Origin of the sequence: Vibrio jasicida 090810c, assembly GCF_002887615.1 — a bacterium.
In the GTDB taxonomy this organism is placed as follows: domain Bacteria; phylum Pseudomonadota; class Gammaproteobacteria; order Enterobacterales; family Vibrionaceae; genus Vibrio; species Vibrio jasicida.
In genome coordinates, this window is the sequence record NZ_CP025792.1 from 1793559 (window position 1) to 1810886 (window position 17328).

At 46.6% G+C, this 17328-nt stretch carries 15 protein-coding genes, 1 other RNA gene and 1 pseudogene; 4 read left to right on the forward strand and 13 right to left on the reverse strand.

The features are described 5' to 3' along the window. Positions 1–20: 20 nt before the first annotated feature. The 11 genes and pseudogenes from murG to rsmI all read right to left on the reverse strand — a co-directional run bounded on the left by murG (position 21) and on the right by rsmI (position 12562). Positions 21–1088, reverse strand: coding sequence for an undecaprenyldiphospho-muramoylpentapeptide beta-N-acetylglucosaminyltransferase (murG, locus tag C1S73_RS08385; protein WP_038866263.1), 1068 nt, complete (start codon positions 1086–1088; stop codon positions 21–23). Then, positions 1075–2271: a cell division protein FtsW gene (gene ftsW, locus C1S73_RS08390; RefSeq protein ID WP_038866261.1), complete on the reverse strand. Its 1197-nt coding sequence runs from the start codon at positions 2269–2271 to the stop codon at positions 1075–1077. The genes murG and ftsW overlap by 14 nt, the downstream gene beginning before the upstream one ends. Positions 2272–2289: 18 nt before the next feature. Next, positions 2290–3603 (reverse strand): UDP-N-acetylmuramoyl-L-alanine--D-glutamate ligase, encoded by a 1314-nt coding sequence (gene murD / locus C1S73_RS08395; RefSeq protein WP_038866259.1) that lies wholly within the window; start codon positions 3601–3603, stop codon positions 2290–2292. Between the two features lie 39 nt (positions 3604–3642). After that, positions 3643–4725, reverse strand: coding sequence for a phospho-N-acetylmuramoyl-pentapeptide-transferase (gene mraY / locus C1S73_RS08400; protein ID WP_038866256.1), 1083 nt, complete (start codon positions 4723–4725; stop codon positions 3643–3645). Next, positions 4725–6089 (reverse strand): UDP-N-acetylmuramoyl-tripeptide--D-alanyl-D-alanine ligase, encoded by a 1365-nt coding sequence (locus C1S73_RS08405; RefSeq protein WP_038866255.1) that lies wholly within the window; start codon positions 6087–6089, stop codon positions 4725–4727. The genes mraY and C1S73_RS08405 overlap by 1 nt, the downstream gene beginning before the upstream one ends. After that, the gene (murE, locus tag C1S73_RS08410) at positions 6086–7567 is read right to left on the reverse strand and encodes a UDP-N-acetylmuramoyl-L-alanyl-D-glutamate--2,6-diaminopimelate ligase (protein WP_038866254.1); all 1482 of its coding nucleotides are present in this window, start codon (positions 7565–7567) and stop codon (positions 6086–6088) included. The genes C1S73_RS08405 and murE overlap by 4 nt, the downstream gene beginning before the upstream one ends. 60 nt (positions 7568–7627) lie before the next feature. Continuing rightward, the gene (locus C1S73_RS08415; protein ID WP_095760118.1) at positions 7628–9439 is read right to left on the reverse strand and encodes a penicillin-binding transpeptidase domain-containing protein; all 1812 of its coding nucleotides are present in this window, start codon (positions 9437–9439) and stop codon (positions 7628–7630) included. Beyond that, the gene (ftsL, locus tag C1S73_RS08420; RefSeq protein ID WP_038866253.1) at positions 9436–9753 is read right to left on the reverse strand and encodes a cell division protein FtsL; all 318 of its coding nucleotides are present in this window, start codon (positions 9751–9753) and stop codon (positions 9436–9438) included. Before ftsL ends, C1S73_RS08415 begins: the two co-directional genes overlap by 4 nt. A 5-nt stretch (positions 9754–9758) precedes the next feature. Then, positions 9759–10710, reverse strand: a pseudogene (rsmH, locus tag C1S73_RS08425) (16S rRNA (cytosine(1402)-N(4))-methyltransferase RsmH). A 176-nt stretch (positions 10711–10886) separates the two neighbouring features. Further along, an RNA gene (rnpB, locus tag C1S73_RS08435) (RNase P RNA component class A) lies at positions 10887–11315 on the reverse strand. 383 nt (positions 11316–11698) lie between these two features. Beyond that, complete coding sequence (rsmI, locus tag C1S73_RS08440) at positions 11699–12562, reverse strand: 16S rRNA (cytidine(1402)-2'-O)-methyltransferase (RefSeq protein ID WP_038866251.1); 864 nt, start codon at positions 12560–12562, stop codon at positions 11699–11701. A 68-nt stretch (positions 12563–12630) separates the two neighbouring features. Between rsmI and C1S73_RS08445 the strand changes: the two genes are divergently transcribed. From C1S73_RS08445 to C1S73_RS08460, 4 genes are read left to right on the forward strand one after another with little or no spacing between them, the layout of a single operon-like run. Continuing rightward, complete coding sequence (locus tag C1S73_RS08445) at positions 12631–14442, forward strand: penicillin-binding protein activator (RefSeq protein ID WP_038866250.1); 1812 nt, start codon at positions 12631–12633, stop codon at positions 14440–14442. After that, complete coding sequence (locus tag C1S73_RS08450; RefSeq protein ID WP_038866248.1) at positions 14429–14797, forward strand: YraN family protein; 369 nt, start codon at positions 14429–14431, stop codon at positions 14795–14797. The genes C1S73_RS08445 and C1S73_RS08450 overlap by 14 nt, the downstream gene beginning before the upstream one ends. 3 nt (positions 14798–14800) lie before the next feature. After that, complete coding sequence (locus tag C1S73_RS08455) at positions 14801–15391, forward strand: phosphoheptose isomerase (RefSeq protein WP_038866245.1); 591 nt, start codon at positions 14801–14803, stop codon at positions 15389–15391. A 22-nt stretch (positions 15392–15413) separates the two neighbouring features. Further along, positions 15414–16088, forward strand: a complete 675-nt coding sequence (locus tag C1S73_RS08460) for a BON domain-containing protein (protein WP_038866243.1) — start codon at positions 15414–15416, stop codon at positions 16086–16088. Positions 16089–16140: 52 nt separating this feature from the next. Here the strand turns inward: C1S73_RS08460 and sspB are convergent, their stop codons facing one another. Continuing rightward, on the reverse strand, positions 16141–16623 hold the full coding sequence (gene sspB, locus C1S73_RS08465; RefSeq protein ID WP_038866241.1) for a ClpXP protease specificity-enhancing factor: 483 nt from the start codon (positions 16621–16623) through the stop codon (positions 16141–16143). A gap of 22 nt (positions 16624–16645) precedes the next feature. Beyond that, the gene (sspA, locus tag C1S73_RS08470; protein ID WP_005436105.1) at positions 16646–17281 is read right to left on the reverse strand and encodes a stringent starvation protein SspA; all 636 of its coding nucleotides are present in this window, start codon (positions 17279–17281) and stop codon (positions 16646–16648) included. Positions 17282–17328: the final 47 nt, after the last annotated feature.

Consider the following 17328-nt stretch of genomic DNA (forward strand, 5'->3'; position numbering starts at 1 on the left):
ATTCTATTCTCAATAATTCGTTAACGCTTTTCGGTCAAAGCGACAATGGCTTGTGCGACTGTTTTATCCGCATCTAACTTTGCTGCACTGCGTGCTTGCTCAGCCATTGTAAGTAAAGCTTGTCGATCCAATTGTTGGATCTGTTGAGTCAATGACTCAACGGTTAAATCTGGTTGTTCAATCATCTTAGCCGCACCGCAATCCACCAAGTGGTCTGCATTCAATGCTTGCTGGCGGTCTTTATGCATAAACGGCACAAAAATGGCACCAACACCGGCAGCTGAAACTTCAGAAACAGTGAGTGCACCTGAACGACAAACCAAAAGGTCAGCCCATGCATAAGCATTTGCTACATCGTCGATGAATTCGGTTACTTCTGCATTCACAACACCATTGGCTTGGTACGCTGTATTCACTTCTTCAGCAGCACCTTTACCCGCTTGATGACGAATACAGTAATCTTCGCCCAATTTAGCCATCACTTCTGGCAGAGTTTGGTTAAGAATACGTGCGCCTTGGCTTCCCCCCATCACCAAAATCCGAATCGGACCTTGTCGCTCTTGCATCCGCTCAGTTGGCGTTTCTAATTGAGTCACGTCTTCACGAACTGGGTTGCCAACGACTTCTGCTTTTGGAAAAGCACCAGGAAAGGCTTGAAATACCTTTTTGGCAATTTTCGACAGCCATTGGTTAGTTAAACCCGCGACAGCATTTTGTTCATGCAGGACAACAGGAATACCACTCATCCAAGCAGCAATACCACCAGGACCACTCACGTAACCACCCATACCAAGCACGGCATCTGGCTGCCAGCGTTTCATGTGAGCACGAGCCTGCTTGATGGCATTAATAATCTGAAATGGTGCCACAAGAAGACGCTTAACGCCTTGACCTCGTAGACCTTTTACTTTGATAAAGTCGATTTCAATGCCATGTTTCGGCACTAAATCCGCCTCCATTCTATCCGCAGTACCTAACCAGCGGATCTCCCAGCCTTGCTCCTGCAGTTGTTTTGCAACCGCTAAACCTGGGAACACGTGACCGCCAGTACCACCAGCCATCACCATCAAACGTTTATTTTTCTTCATCAATTTGTTTTTCTAGTTCTTTCTGGCCGTGCTTCAAACGGCATTCATGATCGATACGCAGCAATATAGACACCGCTACAGACATAATGATTAAACTCGAACCACCATAACTGATCAGCGGCAGAGTAAGACCTTTGGTTGGAACAATACCGGCCGCTGCGCCAACATTAACCAGCGTCTGGAAAGCAAACCAAATACCAATACCAAATGCGAGGTAACCGCCAAACATTTCGCCTTCTTCAAAAGCACGTTTGCCGATATAAACCGCTTTTAGCACCAAACTGAAAATCAGCATTAGCACTAACACGACGCCAACAAAACCCAGCTCTTCAGCCAGTACCGCAAACACGAAGTCGGTGTGCGCTTCTGGAAGATATTCCAGTTTTTGAATCGAGTTGCCTAAGCCTTGCCCAAACCATTCACCACGACCAAACGCCATGAGAGATTGAGTCAACTGATAGCCGCTACCAAATGGGTCTTCCCAAGGGTCGAGAAACGAGGTAACACGGCGAATACGGTATGGCTCGACCAAAATCAAGCCAACCACGGCAGCAATACCAGCAATCATGAGCGCTAAAAACTGAGTCAGCTTGGCTCCAGCAATGAACAGCATGCCAAACAGTGTCACCAGCATTACAACCACGGTACCTAGATCGGGCTGCCCTAGAAGCAACACGGCGAAGAAGGCAAACACCATGATGGGCTTCATGAAACCGCCAAAGAAGGTTTGGCGAACTTCGTCTTGCTTACGCACCAGATAACCGGACATGAAGACAAATAGCGAGAGCTTCGCGACTTCGGCCGGTTGCAAGTTAAACAGTCCCAGCGGGATCCAACGCGATGCACCATTTACCGACTTACCAGCCAATAATACGATGATGAGTAAACCAAACGAGATCCACAATAAGTAATGGCTTCGCTTAAACCATTGTTCTAGTGGGATTTGAAGAATGACGGCAGACACACCAATCGCCAGCACCAAGAAAGTGGCATGACGGAACATAAAGTGAAATGGCTGATCCGTCAGACGTGAGCTGATTGGAAATGATGCTGATGTCACCATCACCAAACCGGTTAACATCAAACCCAGTGCAATCCATACGAGTTGACGGTCAAAGAGCGCCTCTGGAGCAGGATGCTTAAGCCAAGTGCCAATGCTGCGTTTAACGTTACCTAAACCCACGAAGTGTGTGACCTTTAATTATGCATATTTCTCAGCAAGAGCCGCAAATGCGTCACCCCTTGCCATAAAGTTGTCGAATTGATCAAAGCTAGCACATGCCGGAGATAGCATCACCATATCGCCCGTATTTAACTGCGAAGATATCTGTTGAATCACATCTTCCATGGTGTCGAAACGAGTTGCGGATTCATGCAGTGGCATAAAATCATCGCCATCTTTGCCAAAGCAGCAAAGTTGCAAGTTAAGCGTCGCTAAGATCGGCTTTAATGGTGTGAAATCTGCGCCTTTACCAACACCACCAACCAACAAATACAATTTACCCATTGATTCTAAGCCAGAAAGCGCAGCCATAGTGCTCGCAATATTAGTTGCTTTGGAGTCATTCACCCATTTTACACCATGATTATCCGCAACCACTTGGCATCGATGTGTCAAACCAGTGTAAGTTTTCAGTGCATTCAAGGATTTGTGATAATCCACATCCGCCGCTTTAAGCAGAGCAAGTACGACGAGAGCGTTAGCCAGATTGTGCTTACCAACCAACTTCAATTCATCACTGGCAATCACGCGCTGACCATGATCAAGCAGCCAAGTACGGTTACCGTCAACTTCAAGGCCGTATGCTTGTTCATCACTACCAAACGTCACCAACGGTATTTCAGTCTCAGGGAAGGTTTCTCGATCATCACGGTTAACCACTGCCAGTTCTGCGTTATTAAAAATGCGCAGCTTAGCTTGTCGGTAGTCCGCCATGCCGTCATAACGATCCATGTGATCTTCCGAAAGGTTTAGAAACGCAGCCGCTTTAAGCTTCAAGCTTGATGTGGTTTCTAGTTGGAAGCTAGATAGTTCAAGTACATACAAATCTGCGTCTTGCTCTAGCAAATCGAGAGCAGGAACCCCGATATTGCCACCAACACCGACCGTTAACCCGGCAGCTTTTGCTAACACGCCTGTTAGGTCTGTTACCGTGCTTTTACCATTAGAACCGGTAATCGCAATAACAGGTTTATCGACTGCCCACGCGAAGAGCTCGATATCACCAACAACTGGCTTTCCTTTCGCAAGAACCGATTGTATTTCTGGTGTCGCTAAGGCGATGCCTGGGTTAGTCACGACTAAGTCAGCTTCTGCAAGCCATTCGGTATTCCAACCACCGCTTTGGAGTTCTACCTGCTCTGACAAACGCTCAGCCCCCGGAGGGTTAGTGCGCGTATCAATGACTTTGATCGTCAGTTGCGGTTGAGTTTTTGTGAGGTGTTTAACGACAGAGAGCCCGGTAATACCGAGCCCTACGACGACGACCTTATGTATGTTTTGCCAACGTTCCATATTTGATCACGCAATTTGTCTTGTTCTTGGAAAGTGCGATTAACGCACTTTCAGAGTCGCTAGACCAATCAGAACAAGAACCATAGAAATAATCCAGAAGCGCACGATTACGCGAGGCTCTGGCCAACCTTTTAATTCGTAGTGATGGTGAATCGGTGCCATACGGAAAATACGCTGACCACGTAGTTTATAAGAACCTACCTGTAGAATTACCGATAGCGTTTCCATTACAAACACACCACCCATGATCACCAGTACCAACTCTTGACGAACCAGTACAGCGATAGTACCAAGCGCGCCACCTAGAGCAAGTGAACCAACATCGCCCATGAATACTTGTGCTGGGTAAGTGTTGAACCACAAGAAACCAAGGCCCGCACCAACGATTGCAGTACAAACGACAACCAGCTCAGAAGCGTGTGGGAGGTATGGAATATGAAGGTATTCAGAGAAGTTAATGTTACCTGTTGCCCAAGCAATCACAGCAAAGCCAGCCGCAACCAGAACCGTAGGCATGATAGCCAAGCCGTCTAGGCCATCGGTTAGGTTTACCGCATTACTAGTACCCACAATAACGAAGTAAGTGAGGATAATGTACATCAAGCCAAGTTGCGGCATGATGTCTTTAAAGAATGGCACAACAAGTTGAGTAGCTGCGGTATCTTTGCCGTAAGCGTACAGCGCAAACGCCACAACAAATGCAATCAGCGACTGCCAAAAGTACTTCCAACGAGCAATCAGGCCGTCGGTATTCTTACGAACGACTTTACGATAGTCATCAACAAAACCAATCGCCCCATAACCAAGCAGTACCGTCAGCACCGCCCACACGTATGGGTTCGATAAATCAGTCCATAAAAGAATAGTGATTGAAATAGCAGCCAAAATCATGATCCCCCCCATTGTAGGGGTACCACGCTTGCTAAAGTGAGACTCTGGACCTTCGTTACGGACAACCTGACCAATTTGTAGCATCTGTAGACGCTTGATCATGATAGGCCCCATCCATAAAGACAGACCTAAAGCAGTAAGTACACTAAGGATTGCTCGAAACGACAGGTATTCAAACAATCGGAAAAAAGACAGGTATGGCTGTAGCAGCTCGGCAAGCCAAATAATCATTAATAATACTCCTTCAAAGCAGCAGCGACTTCAAACATACGAGCACCGTTCGCTCCTTTCACCAACATTGTATGGTGTTGAGGTGCGGTTTGGTCTAGATGCTGCTTGATGTAGTCAATCATCTCTGGATGTGTCTCGAAATGGATGCCATCACAAAGTTCGCTAATGACCTTCGTGTCTGCACCATACGTGAGAACGTGTTCAAATTTTTGTGGGGCAGCATGTTCCCCGACTTGACGATGAAGTGCAAGACTTTCCTCACCCAACTCCGCCATATTGCCTAAAATCAACCAACGCTCACCTTGGAATGCACTAAGCAAGTCCACCGCGGCCTTCATCGCTGGAACACTCGCGTTATAGCTGTCATCAATTAGCTTGATTTTATCGCTGAGTTCCTCAACTTCGACTCGACCTTTCACTTTGTTTAAATGTTTAAGGCCATCACGAACTTCTTCTAACGTCGCGCCCATTTGTAACGCAATGATAGAAGCCGCAATCGCGTTCGCAACGTTGTGTTGACCTATAATACCCAGAGACAGTTCAATTTCTTGTGAGTCTATTGCGAGATGTAGGTTAAAGCTTGCTTCGCCGGCGGCGCTCATTACAACATTTGTTGCATAAAAGTCAGCATCTGTGTTCGTTTGAGAAAATGTGATGACTTGCTTATCGGCAAGAACATGGTTCCACTTCTCACCACCATTGCTATCGAGGTTCACAATCGCAACACCGCCAGCAGGCAATCCCTGATAAATCTCGCCTTTAGCCTGTTTTACGCCATCAATCGAACCAAATCCCTCTAAGTGAGCGGCGGCTACATTGTTGACTAACGCAATGTTAGGATGAACCAGTTGAGTCGTGTATTCGATCTCACCAATATGGTTGGCCCCAAGCTCAATCACAGCGTAATCATCGTCTTGTTGCGATCTCAATAACGTAAGCGGAACACCAATGTCATTGTTGAAGTTGCCCGCGGTAAACAGCACTTTGCCTTTCAACTGCAGGATACTTGCAACCATCTCTTTTACTGTAGTTTTGCCACAACTGCCTGTAATCGCCACTGTCGGTGTTTGACACGAATTGTGTACCCAAGATGCGACTTCACCTAACGCTATCTTAGTATCGGTAACAACAACTTGAGGGACATTCACATTAAGTTGCTTTTGCACTAACAGTGCACCCGCCCCTGACTCCACCGCTTGTTGGCAGAAATCGTGAGCATCAAAACGCTCTCCAACCAAAGCAACAAAAAGAGCCCCCTGTTCGATCGCTCGAGTGTCGGTAGAAACAGATTCAATAGATAGGTCATTGCCAACCAGCTCACCGCCAGTCATATCCGCGACTTGAGAAAGCGTTACTGTGATCATGATGAAAGCCCCAATAGCGTCATGGCTGACTCGCGGTCAGAGTAATGGATGGTTCCAGAGTTTAGAATTTGGTAGTCCTCATGACCTTTACCTGCCAGAAGGATAATGTCTTGCGGAGAAGCATGTTCCAGTGCGTAAGACAGCGCTTTAAAACGGTCATGCTGCACAATCGCCTCAGCAGGTTTTGTTAGGCCGGCCAGCATGTCTTTCATGATCAGCACAGGGTCTTCACTGCGAGGGTTATCATCGGTAAGCACTATCTTGTCACCCAAACGCTCAGCGATTTCCGCCATCATTGGGCGCTTACCAGCATCACGGTCACCACCACAGCCGAAAATAGCCCAAAGCTCACCCTGGCAATGCACACGCAATGCTTGCAGCGCTTTTTCTAGCGCGTCAGGCGTGTGGGCGTAATCCACCACGACTTTTGCCTTGTCGTCAGCTTGGAAGAGTTCCATACGTCCAAGAACAGGCTGTAATTGGCCTGCCGTTGCCAGCAAATCTTGCTTGCTAAAACCGAGACTAAGTAACGTTGTGAATGCCAACATCAGGTTCGCTGCATTGAACTCGCCAATCAGCGGCGCATGAAGTATTCCTTCACCAAACTTGCCATCAAACTCAATCGTAATGCCTGACTCTGCGTAAACAATGTCAGTAGCAAATACGGATTGTAGGAATTCTGAATTCGGCTTGAGTGAAACAGCTATGGCATTCGATAATTGCTTCGCCCACGCAGCTCCCACTGTATCATCGACATTGATGATCGCATGCTCGCATTGGTGAGTGGTAAACAGCATCAGCTTCGCCTTTGCATATTCTTCCATCGTGCCATGATAATCCAAGTGATCACGGCTCAGATTGGTGAACACACCAGCGGTAAAAGACAATGCTTTAACACGACCTTGAATCAGACCATGAGAGGAAACTTCAAGCGCAGTGTATTGTGCTTTTTGCTCGGCGAGCGAGGATAGGGTCTTTTGGATTTCAACTGCGTTGCCTGTGGTGTTTGCGGCTTCTTGCAGATCATCTAGAAAGCCATTCCCTGTTGTCCCCATTACCGCCGCTTTGGAACCGACCAAATCAATCCATTGGGCAATAAGCTGAGTGATGGTGGTTTTGCCGTTGGTGCCAGTGACACCAATCAGCTCCATATTGGGATAATGGTAGAACTGACCTGCGATTTGAGAAAGGCACTTATCCAGTGCATCGAGGTAAATCACTGGAACATTATCAACAATCTCAATCGTACCGTGCGCTTTTCGCTCACAGGCTTGAGCGATCGCCGCGTTAGCACCTTGCTGGATGGCCTTCGCGATAAAATCACGTCCATCGACAGCATGGCCAATGATGGCAACAAAAGTAGTGCCGGACTGAACTCGCCTACTATCGAGTTCCAGTTCAGAGACAAGAACGGACGACAAACTTGGGCAATCAACCCAATTGGAAAGCAGCGCGTCCATACTGATGGCTTTGGTCATATTTGTTCTCCGAGCTTTAGCTCAGCTTTCTAGATTTTGTTTCTCAGTAAACATCGAAGCCTACTGTTGGAATTTGTTTTCGTCAGGGGCAACATTCAGAATTTGCAGCGCGCCTTTCATGATTTCAGAAAAGACTGGCGAAGCAACTGAACCGCCATAGTAGTCATCACCTTGCGGTTCATTAACTACAACAACCAATGCAAGTCTTGGATCGCTCACAGGAGCAACACCGGCCGTGTAGTTGATGTACTCATCACTATAGCCACCAGCGGTTGCTTTTCGAGCCGTACCCGTTTTGGCACCAACTCGATAGCCCGGAACCGCAGCACGACGGGCTGAACCGCCTTTTTGCGTTACCGTTTCCAGCATATCGAGTACAAGGCGTGCATTTTTTTGACTAACAACTTGGCGAGCCATATCGTTGTCGTTACTTTCGATAATATGAATCGGCTCATATTTACCTAAGTTACCCAAGGTTGCGTAAGCATGCGCTAACTGAATTGGGGTCACCGATAAACCGTAACCAAAGGCGATGGTGGCACGTTCAATTGGCGACCAACGCGAGCGACTCGGAAAAATACCCACAACTTCACCGACTAAGTTCAAGCCAGAAAGTTCTCCCAAACCAACAGAACTGTATAAACCAAGCAATGCTTCTACTGGCATACGCATAGCTAACTTGGTCACACCGATATTACTCGATTTCTTCAAGATGGTCGTTAAGCTCGCTTTTCCTACCTTTGGTGCATCACGAACACGGCTGCCACCCAATTGAAGAATACCGTTTCCAGTATCGACGATGGTGTCTTTATCTGCGACCTCATTTTCTAAGGCGGCTAAAACAACGAATGGCTTAATTGTAGAGCCCGGCTCTAAAGAGTCGGTGATTACTCGGTTACGCATTTTGTAACTTTGCCAATCGCTACGATTATTTGGGTTATAAGATGGCGCGTTCACCATCGCCAACACAGCGCCCGTTTTTACATCAAGCACCACTACAGAACCAGATGTTGCGCGATGGTCAGCAACCGCTTGTTTAATTGCGCGATAAGCAACAGCTTGAATTCGCTGATCAATAGTCAGTTGTAGCGGTTTACCTTCTTGTTTCTCTTCAAGAGCAATATTCTCAACAACACGGCCATAGCGGTCTTTACGAATGGTTTTCTTGCCTGCAGCACCAGTTAACCATTCATCATAGCTTCGCTCTACACCTTCTAGACCATGACCATCAATCCCCGTAACACCGACTAAGTGAGCACTAACCTCACCTGCAGGATAGTAACGACGAGATTCAGATTTCAAGCCTACACCAGGTAGTTTGAGTTCACGAATGTAGTTAGCCATCGCAGGGCTTACCTGACGCTGAAGGTAGATAAAGCGACGCTTTTCATTTTTCTTGATCTTATTGATCAGACCTTGTCGGTCCAAACCAAGAACGTCAGCTAATGCATACCAACTTTTGGTTTGCTGTAGCGCGCCCTCTTTGAAGATGGTTTTTGGATCGGCCCATACAGCCTCAACAGGAACACTAACGGCAAGAGGTTCGCCATTACGATCAGAGATGATACCGCGCGCAGAAGGAATGGCTTTAACACGGACTGAACGAAGGTCACCTTGCTTGATAAGGTTATCAGGCTCGATGATTTGAATGTAGGCAACGCGCCCAACGAGTAGGGCAAATGCACAAAAGACGAAAAACAGCAGTAACTGAAAGCGCCAGCGAATCAAAAAGGATTCGGGTTCAACAACGTCTGTTTCTTGGGGTTCTTTTGCTTCTTCGGTGGGTTGCGGCTTTGCAGCAACCACTTTCTTTTCTTTGGCTGCTGGCTTGCGCGAATTTCCTTGTTTCGATTTGGCTTTCTTTCCAATCATTTTAGCGTGATAACCACTTCTTTATCGCCATCTGGTCGTTTCATTTCAAGATCCTTCTTTGCCAAGTCTTGAACGCGACTGTGTTCCGCGAGGGCTGTTTCTTCCAACATTAGGTTGCGCCATTCGCTATCCAATCGCTCTCGCTCAACCAACGTATGATCTTTTTCAGTGATCGCTTGACGCGCATGATGGGTGGCAAAGACCACTCCCATTGCCGATGAGAATATTAAAATCATCAACAATAACGACCAGCGACCAACGGAAATTAAATCCGTCGCAATCAACTTAGCAAGATTAGGAGTGGTTTTCGTCATAATAATTAAAGCTTTTCTGCAATTCTTAGTACTGAACTACGAGAGCGAGGGTTGAGTTCGATTTCTTGCTTCGTTGGCTTAATCGCCTTGCTCACCGCTTTCATGTTTGCACTGCCCAATGCTCGGATTTGTTCTTCCGTCATTGGGATGCCATGTGGCACTTCTGGGCCTTTGCTCTCTTTACGGATAAAGCGTTTCACCATGCGGTCTTCCAACGAATGGAAGCTGATGACCGATAGGCGACCTTCTGGAGCCAAAATGCTTGCCGCGCCTTTTAGTGCTGTATCAATTTCTTCTAATTCACTGTTGATGTAAATGCGAAAAGCCTGAAAAGCACGGGTTGCTGGGTGTTTTTTTCTCTTTAAAGCTCTTTGGTGCGGCGTCCGAAATCAGCTTCGCTAGCTGACCAGTGCGAACCATCGGCTCGTTTTCTTCGTCTTCGCGGTATGCCACGATAGCTTTGGCAATGCGACGTGCATGTTTGTCTTCACCAAACTCACGAATCACCCAAGTGATATCATCAAGATCAGCTTCCATCAACCATTGTGAAACTGGAACGCCAGAAGTCGGGTCCATACGCATATCTAACGGGCCATCTTTCATAAAGCTAAAGCCACGTTCAGCATCATCAAGCTGTGGAGAAGAAACGCCAAGGTCTAGTAATACACCATCGACTTTACCCACAAGATCGTACTCTTCTGCATACTGTGCCATGCCTGAAAATGGGCCATGGATGATAGTAAAACGAGGATCGTCAATTTTGCCTGCTTCAGCAATTGCTTGAGGGTCGCGATCGATGCTGTACAAGCGGCCGTTTTCGCCTAATTTCGACAAGATAGTTCGGCTGTGACCGCCACGGCCAAATGTTCCATCGATATAGATACCATCGGGTTTGATAGCCAAGCCATCAATGGATTCATTTAATAACACTGAGATATGTTGAAATGTTTCGGTCATAGCTTTCTCGTTGAATGATCTTGAAGCGATTCTTTAGTGTACTGATTTCCCACATCATCGCCACCTCAAGTCTAAAGTTAGACGTGATTCAGCACCAAGTTTATTGGTAATGACATAGTTTGCGTCAATAAAATGCAAAAAACCCATCACTACCGAAGTAGTGATGGGTCTCGAATAGGTGGAGCCGACACATAAGCCGGGTTCTGTTCCGCTTGCGCGGCGGTAGCCATTCGTCTAGGCCAGCAATCACTCACTGGCTCGAGCAACCTACCCGCCTCCTTACGCGAGCAACGCAATGTGGAGGCCTATTTGGTCTTGCTTCAGGTGGAGTTTACCCTGCTACGAACTATTACTAGTCGTCCGGTGCGCTCTTACCGCACCCTTTCACCCTTACCTGTGCCCTAAGGCCATCGGCGGTCTTCTCTCTGCTGCACTTGTCGTAGGCTTGCGCCCCCCAGGCGTTACCTGGCACCTTGCTCTATGAAGCCCGGACTTTCCTCCCCTTTGTCAGTCTCCCGAAGGACGTCAACGTCAGTCTCCCAAAGGGACCTCAACGTCAGTCTCCCGAAGGACATCAACAAAGCAGCGACTACCCAGTCAGCTCCGAGGGCGGATTGTATAGAGTTATCTACTCAGAGTCTAGTGAGATCACAGAATTGCTGAAAACGGCGGGTTAAGTGCTCAAAAAGACAACAGCGAATGAAAACGCTTCGCTCCGAGAGAAAGAAAAATGGAGCACTAAGGTTTGGAACTCGAGATCATGATGCTCCGAAAGATGGCCTTGAAAGTTAAAGTGGGAAAATAAATGCACAGTTACATTAACAACGCACTTCTTATCCCTGTCTATGTAAGATTAAAAATCTCCTGCACTCATAAACAACAAAAGGAGAGTCGCGTTAACGACTCCCCTTCTTAATCTTATCTAGATAACTCTGAAAACTAACGGCGCTTAAAGGAAACTACCGAAGCGCCAACGCTCTACGGACTTCTAGTTGAGATTCTCTAAGCCCCACTTATAAAGTGCGTTCTTTTTCAGGCTGTAGATTTCTGCGGCTAATGCTGCAGCTTTCTTTAACGGCAGTTCTTTCGTCAGAATAGCCAAAGTGCGGGTCGCTTCGTCTGGTAGCGATTCTTCGCTTGAATCACGGTGACCGTGAATAAGGAGTACCATCTCACCACGTTGTTGGTTTCCGTCACTTTTCACCCATTCAATTAGTTCGCCAAGTGGCATTCCCTGAATAGTTTCAAAGGTTTTCGTTAACTCACGAGCTAACACGACTTCTCGTTCTGGGCCAAGAACGTCTAACATGTCTTGTAGAGAGTCTAAAATGCGATGCGGTGATTCATAAAAGATACAAGTGCGTTCCACTGACGCAATTTCTAAGAACTTGTCTTTACGGCCTTTGCTTTTCGGTGGTAGAAAGCCTTCAAAGCTAAAACGATCCGATGGCAAACCAGACGCACTTAACGCAGTGATGACCGCACACGCACCAGGAAGAGGCACAACTCTAACGCCCGCTTGACGACATTTTGTTACCAAGTGGTATCCTGGATCGCTTATTAGCGGCGTACCAGCGTCAGACACCAAAGCGATTGACTGACCTGATAGTAGCTTTTCAACCAAAACTTGCGCTTTTTGCTGCTCGTTATGATCGTGTAGCGCGAAAGTTTTGGTTTGGATATTGAAGTGAGACAGTAATTTGCCCGTATGTCGAGTATCCTCAGCGGCAATGATGTCCACATTCGACAGAACTTCGATAGCACGTTGAGTGATATCCGCTAAATTTCCGATTGGAGTCGGTACGATGTAGAGAGTTGGCCCCTCATTCGGCAACTTATTTTTATCTGTCATTTGTTTACGATCACTTCAACGATTAATATAGAGACAATTTTGTACAAAATTATAGAGAACTCACGGCAATGATGAACCATAAGAGACTCAGTGTACCACGCTTACTCACTCCTGTTGCACTGGCAATTACGCTCGCCGCCTGTTCTTCAGGCCCGCGCCAACCAGATAGCGTAGACATTACACTAGAGCCTACACAGTCTGCTCAGAACTACATGATTCAAGCTGATAGCACGGAAGGTAGCCTACAAAACGACTGGTTGATCATGGCTGCAAAAGCGGCGATTCAAGCCAACGAATTGGATCAAGCAGAGTTGCTTATCAAGCGACTTGGCCGCCAGCAATTGACCGAAGTTCAACAAGCTGAATGGCAACTGGCTCGAGCGACCATACAACAAAAGCAAGGCAATTACTCTCAATTGCTGCAAACGTTGAACTTCCAATCATGGTGGAAGCTGCCAAGTGAGCAGTGGAAAGACTACTACCAATTGCGTGCTGACGCTTATCAAAGTCTGAACCAACCGTTCGAAGCAAACCGTCAGCTCGTAGCTCAAGGTCAATATGCTTCATCCGCAGAACAACGTGAGATCTCTAGCCGAATTTGGATGAATTTTGGCAGCTATTCTGAAAACGAATTAACGTCATTGCAAACTGCGCCAAATGAAGATGTGCTGGACGGGTGGCTGCAATTAGCTACCTACGCCAAAACACTTTCAAGTAACTTACCTCAATTACAAAACACCTTAGAGCGCTGGTTAGACGAAAATCCATCACACCCAGCTGCGGTTTATACGCCAGCAGAAATCCAAAATATCTTGTCGCTGGATATTGTGAAACCAAACAATACAGCGCTGTTGTTACCACTAACCGGTAAATTTGCACCGCAAGCTCAGTTGATCCGTGATGGTTTCATCTTCGCAATGATGAATGATGATGTACGCGACCCAAGTGCAACGTTAACCGTAATTGATACTCACGCGTACAGTGCAGACCAAATCAAACAGCGCTTAATCAATGAGAATATCGACTTTGTTGTGGGACCACTACAGAAAGAAAACGTTGAGAAACTGCAAGCAACACTAGATGGCTCAGAAACTGGTGTGAAGATCCCAGCACTGGCATTGAACATCCCAGAGGAAGTTCAACCAGGAACAGACATGTGTTACCTAGCACTGTCTCCAGAGCAAGAAGTCGCACAAGCGGCGAAGTACCTTTTCAATCAGGGCTACCAATTCCCAATGATCTTGGCTCCGAATGGCGCCTACGGTCAGCGTGTGGTTGAAGCCTTCAATGAAGAGTGGCGCAAGTACAGCTCAAATAAAGTGGCTTCGAGCTACTTTGGCGATAAACGTCAGTTACAGAAGAACATTAACAATGTATTCGGTCTACAAGAGAGCCAGCAGCGTATAGCCCAAATGCAGTCACTGATGCGTATTTCTTTAGAGAGCCCACCACGCAGTCGTCGTGATGTCGATGCGGTTTACATTGTCGCACGAAGCTCTGAGCTAACACTGATTAAGCCCTTTATTGAAGTAGCGATTAACCCAGATGCGAAGCCGCCAAAACTGTTCTCAAATTCACGCAGTAACAGTGGTGGTGCAACGTATGAAGATCTATCTGGTGTGGCTTACAGTGACATTCCAATGTTGATCAACCCTGACCCTACCGTTATGGCAGAAATGAACGAGTTATGGTCAGATCAATCCAACATGGAAAAACGTTTAGAAGCACTTGGTATGGACGCCTATAAGCTCATTGGTGAGTTACCACAGATGAAGCTTCTGCCGGGTTACTCAGTAAGCGGCCAAACAGGTGTACTTAGCATTGACAACAACTGTGTTGTGCAACGCGAGCTAGACTGGGCCGAGCGTGGGGCTCTTTAGCAAGCGACAAATCGGTGATCAATACGAAACCCTGGCGAAGCAATATTTGCAGCGTCAGGGTTTACGCTTTATAGCTCAAAACTTTCTGACCAAAGTCGGCGAAATTGATTTAATCTTCCAACAAGGTGAAACTATCGTCTTTGTTGAGGTCAAATATCGTAATAATGATCGCTTTGGCTCAGCGGCAGAGATGGTCACCCGCGCAAAAATGCGTAAACTAGTCAAAACAGCCCAAATTTGGCTAAGCCAGCAAAATCGTATGGCACAAAATATAGATTATCGGTTTGATGTGGTCGCCATTCACGACAGTGGCAGAGACATTAACTGGATACAAAATGCAATCTCTGAAGGATAAACGATGCTAGACAGCATTAAAGACAGTTTTACAGAAAGTATTCAAATTCAAATTGCGGCAGCAGAAGCGCTGCCAGATGCCATCACTCACGCCGCTCAAGCAATGGTGTCGAGCCTGCTCAATGGCAACAAAATCCTATGCTGTGGCAACGGTGGCAGTGCTTCGAACTCGCAACAGTTTGTCTCTTGCCTTTTGAACCGATTCGAAACTGAACGCCCTAGCCTTCCAGCAATGGCTTTAACAGCAGACAACACAACATTGACTGCTGTAGCGAACGATTACCACTACCAAGAGATCTTCTCTAAGCAAGTACGCGCATTTGGTCAACCGGGCGATATCTTGTTGGCGATCTCAACCAGTGGCAACAGCAAAAACGTCATTAAAGCAATGGAAGCCGCAGTAACTCGCGACATGACGATCATTGCTTTTACGGGTAAAGATGGTGGTGAGATGGCTGGTCTACTGGGTGAGCACGACGTTGAAATTCGTATTCCATCCCACCGTACAGCGCGCATTCATGAAGTTCATATGGTGACACTTCACTGCCTGTGCGATCTAATCGACCAAGTGCTTTTCCCAGCTCACGAAGAATAATCCAGATTGAGAGTTTAGAATTATGATACGTAGTCTTGTCATTTTATGTGCAGCACTCAGTATGAGTGGTTGTGCAGGTTTATTTATTGCTGGGGCAGCGACAACTGCCAATATCGTCACTGATACGCGAACCACCAAAGAGATTTGGCAAGACAACAACATCGAATTCGAAGTTGCGGCCATCGGTAACAAAGCCCCCTTCAAAGGCAAGGCTCGTATCGTCGCTAGCGCATACAACGGAACGGTTGTTCTAATGGGACAAGCACCGACTCAAGAGCTCATCAATGAGTTTGAAAATCGAGCACGTGAAGTTGATGGCGTTGAGAACATCCATAATCAAATTAAACAGAAAGAGCCACTGAGCGTAACTCAAATCAGCAACGACAGTTGGATTACCACAAAAGTAAAATCCGCCTTGTTGACTGACAGCGATCTAAACGGTGTGAAAGTAAAAGTCATTACCGAAGACAGCGACGTATTCTTATTTGGTTACGTGACACCTGAGCAAAGTCAGAAAGCAACTGATATCGCACGAAACATTTCTGGAGTAAAACAAGTCATTAAAGGGTTCCAATACGGCGATGAAAAACCACTCGAAGTAGAAGAGTCCGAAGTGGTGAAAAGCCAAGAAGCTGAAGTCAGTGACTTGAATACCACAACAAAAGCAACGCCGATAGAAGAAACTGACGTGAATTAGTGTTGCAGCGTAGATAAATGAAAAGAAAAAAGCAGCGTAAACGCTGCTTTTTTTATTTGATAACTCTTAAGCTTGGTCTGCCTTTCGGGCGAGGCGTTTCTTCCTCTTCCGATTCGGTTTCCGCAGCCTCAGAAGGCTCATCGCTTACGGTAGAGAACGTTGGAGATACATCTTCCTCAACAATACCTTCTTCTTCGATGTGAGTGTAAGCTTCTTCAGGCTCAAACATAGTCCCAGCGCCGTTCTCGCGAGCATAGATAGCTTGAACAGCATACACTGGCACGATAACGGAATGCGGGCGACCACTAAAGCGGGCTTGAAAGGTAATCGCATCATTACCCAACTCTAGATGACCAACAGCACGTGGAGCAATATTCAAGATGATTTGACCATCTTGAATAAACTCAACGGGTACACGCACACCTGGCATAGTTGCATCTACAACCAAGTGCGGAGTTAAGTCGTTGTCTACTAGCCAATCGTAAAATGCACGAAGCATATACGGACGGCGAGCAGTCATTTTAGCAATATCCATAACAAGTAAACTGAACCGTTAATTAGCGAACTAGGCGCATTTCACGTTCAGCTTCTGTTAGAGAAGCTAGGAATGAATCACGTTCAAACACGCGGTTCATGTAAACCTTGATTTCTTTTGAGCCAGGGCCAACAAGATCAATACCTAGTTGAGGTAGACGCCACAATAGTGGTGCTAGGTAACAATCGATTAGGCTGAACTCTTCACTCATGAAGTATTCGTACTCAGCAAAGATAGGCGCTAGAGTCAGAAGATCATTACGTAGTTTAGTACGCGCTTTTTCTGATTCTTCCGCGTTACCCTTAACCACTTTTTCAGCGAGTGAGTACCAGTTACGTTCGATACGGTACATCATCAAACGGCTGTTACCACGAGCTACTGGGTAAACAGGCATTAGAGGTGGATGAGGGAAACGCTCGTCCAGGTACTCCATGATGATTTTTGAATCGTAAAGAGCTAGCTCACGGTCAACAAGAGTTGGCACTGATTTGTATGGGTTTAACTCTACAAGCTCAGCAGGAAGGTTTGCTTCATCTACAAGCTCAACTTCAACGCTTACGCCTTTTTCAGCTAGTACGATGCGAACCTGATGGCTATACAAATCTGATGCACTCGAGAAAAGAGTCATCACAGAACGTTTATTGGCAGCTACAGCCATGGAGCCCTCCAGTACACTTACAAATAAAAATAATGGAGGCGCTAGCC

Coding starts and splice junctions, on each gene's coding strand:
- murG (WP_038866263.1), bottom strand. CDS start 1,088: ATGAAGAAAAATAAACGTTTGATGGTGATGGCTGGTGGTACTGGCGGT.
- murD (WP_038866259.1), bottom strand. CDS start 3,603: ATGGAACGTTGGCAAAACATACATAAGGTCGTCGTCGTAGGGCTCGGT.
- mraY (WP_038866256.1), bottom strand. CDS start 4,725: ATGATTATTTGGCTTGCCGAGCTGCTACAGCCATACCTGTCTTTTTTC.
- C1S73_RS08405 (WP_038866255.1), bottom strand. CDS start 6,089: ATGATCACAGTAACGCTTTCTCAAGTCGCGGATATGACTGGCGGTGAG.
- murE (WP_038866254.1), bottom strand. CDS start 7,567: ATGACCAAAGCCATCAGTATGGACGCGCTGCTTTCCAATTGGGTTGAT.
- C1S73_RS08415 (WP_095760118.1), bottom strand. CDS start 9,439: ATGATTGGAAAGAAAGCCAAATCGAAACAAGGAAATTCGCGCAAGCCA.
- ftsL (WP_038866253.1), bottom strand. CDS start 9,753: ATGACGAAAACCACTCCTAATCTTGCTAAGTTGATTGCGACGGATTTA.
- rsmI (WP_038866251.1), bottom strand. CDS start 12,562: ATGACAGATAAAAATAAGTTGCCGAATGAGGGGCCAACTCTCTACATC.
- C1S73_RS08445 (WP_038866250.1), top strand. CDS start 12,631: ATGATGAACCATAAGAGACTCAGTGTACCACGCTTACTCACTCCTGTT.
- C1S73_RS08455 (WP_038866245.1), top strand. CDS start 14,801: ATGCTAGACAGCATTAAAGACAGTTTTACAGAAAGTATTCAAATTCAA.
- C1S73_RS08460 (WP_038866243.1), top strand. CDS start 15,414: ATGATACGTAGTCTTGTCATTTTATGTGCAGCACTCAGTATGAGTGGT.
- sspB (WP_038866241.1), bottom strand. CDS start 16,623: ATGGATATTGCTAAAATGACTGCTCGCCGTCCGTATATGCTTCGTGCA.
- sspA (WP_005436105.1), bottom strand. CDS start 17,281: ATGGCTGTAGCTGCCAATAAACGTTCTGTGATGACTCTTTTCTCGAGT.